We start from the raw sequence: 1,841 nt of genomic DNA on the forward strand, positions 1-1,841 counted from the left end.
GCGAACTCGTCACCAACGCGATCCGGCACACCCACGGCCCCGGCCGGGTACGGCTGGTCCACGGCCCGCACGGCCTCGACGTGGAGGTCAGCGACGCCAGCCGGATCCTCCCGCAGCCCCGGCTCGTGGAGGCCGGGGCCTCGCAGAGCGGACGGGGACTGGCCATCGTGGCGGTCCTGTGCGACACCCTCTCCGTCACCCTCGACCTCGGCAGCGGCAAGACCGTCCACGCCCACCTGCCGCCGGCGCCCCGCGCGCCGGAGTCGGTACGGCCCGCCGCGAACACCGGGCGCCGGCCCCGCACCTGGTGACCGGCCGGCCGTGCCCGACATCTTCTTCGAGGAGCAGTCGATGTACCGCCAGAACCAGCCGAAGAACCGGAGCGAGGACACAGGGAAGACCTCCCCCGCGCCCCGGGCCCGCCGGGCGAAGTCGTTCGCCGTCCTGCTGGCCGCCGGCTCGCTCGCCCTCGCGGTGAGCGCCTGCGGCAGCGGCGCGGGCAACGCCTCCTCCGGCGCCGCGACGGCCGCGAGCGCCGCCTCGCAGGCCGCGGCCACCGTTCGGAGCACCACCGGGACCCCGGCCGCCGGTGAGGACGGCCCGTTCGGCCCGGCCTGCGGCTCGGTCCCCTCCGACGGGCCCGGCTCGTTCGGCAGCATGGCCGAGGACCCGGTCGCCACCGCCGCCTCCAACAACCCGCTGCTGTCCACCCTGGTCAGCGCCGTCACCACGGCCGGCCTCGTGGACACGCTCAACTCCGCCCAGGACATCACCGTGTTCGCGCCGACCAACGACGCCTTCAACAAGATCCCCAAGGCCACCCTGGACGCCGTCCTCGCCGACAAGGACAAGCTCACCAAGATCCTCACCTACCACGTCGTGCCGGGGAAGCTCACCCCCGCCACCCTGCCCGGGGAGCACAAGACCCTGGAGGGCGCCACCGTCACGGTCACCGGCACCGGCGAGGACCTCACCGTCGACGGCACCGCCAAGGTCGTCTGCGGCAACGTTCCCACCGCCAACGCCACCGTCTACCTCATCGACACCGTCCTGATGCCGACCTCCTGACCCGGACCACAGCGCCGCCACGGCCGCCCGCCGGGCGCGCCGACCCGGCGGGCAGCAGCATCCGCCCGCCGGGCCGGCGCGCCCGGCGTCATGGGCCGATCGGGTGGACGTGGTGGCCTTCGGCAGTCCGCGCGGGCGGTGGCCGCGAACCAGGGCCGTGCACGTCACGCCCGGAGGTCGCCGCGCGGGGCCGTGCGCGCGGGCGGGGTCTGCCGCAGGCCCCGCCCGCTCCCGGGAGCGGTCCGAGAGGTTGAGGAAACTGCCGCAGGACGATCAGGCCGTCCCTGAACGGCCCGCCCCCGCGGCCCCGCGGCGGGCCGACGACCCTACTCCTGCGGCCGCAGCCGGCCCGGGGCGCGGACCCGGCGCCCGGCGCCGCGTCCCGATCGGCACGATCGCCGCGCCGCGCACCGCCCGCGGGTCGCGCCGCGCCTTGGCACCCCGCCGCGGATTGGGCCGTCGGGAGGAGCGCATGGCGCGGCCGGCCGGGCGCGGCGCGTGCGGGCCAGCACAATCGGCCCTCGAAGCCGGTAGCCGCTCGTCTGTCCGGCCGTGCCGGCCCCTTGCGGGTACGACGGGATGGATCGCCAGTGGCTGACCGACACCGCAACGAAGAGCCGGTCCGTCCCACCCGGGACGCGCAGGGGGCGGGACCTGCGGGCAGGTTGGCCGGTCTGGTCAAGGACCCGCCCCGCCCGCCCGGCCCGTTCCGTCCGACGTTCTGGCGCAGCCCGATCCGGGGGCCGTGGCTGACCGCGGTGTTCGGGCTCGTG

The 1,841-nt window shown here is 76.4% G+C and carries 2 protein-coding genes and 1 pseudogene; all 3 read left to right on the forward strand.

Going from position 1 to position 1,841, the window contains the following annotated elements:
• A partial coding sequence (locus ABT014_RS34420) for an ATP-binding protein (RefSeq protein WP_350643789.1) occupies positions 1-311 on the forward strand: 311 nt, incomplete at its 5' end.
• A gap of 10 nt (positions 312-321) precedes the next feature.
• Complete coding sequence (locus tag ABT014_RS34425; protein WP_350643791.1) at positions 322-1,068, forward strand: fasciclin domain-containing protein; 747 nt, start codon at positions 322-324, stop codon at positions 1,066-1,068.
• A gap of 590 nt (positions 1,069-1,658) precedes the next feature.
• Positions 1,659-1,841 (forward strand): annotated as a pseudogene (locus tag ABT014_RS34430) (hypothetical protein); the annotation flags it as partial.

The organism is Kitasatospora sp. NPDC094015 (assembly GCF_040304075.1).
In the GTDB taxonomy this organism is placed as follows: Bacteria; Actinomycetota; Actinomycetes; order Streptomycetales; family Streptomycetaceae; genus Kitasatospora.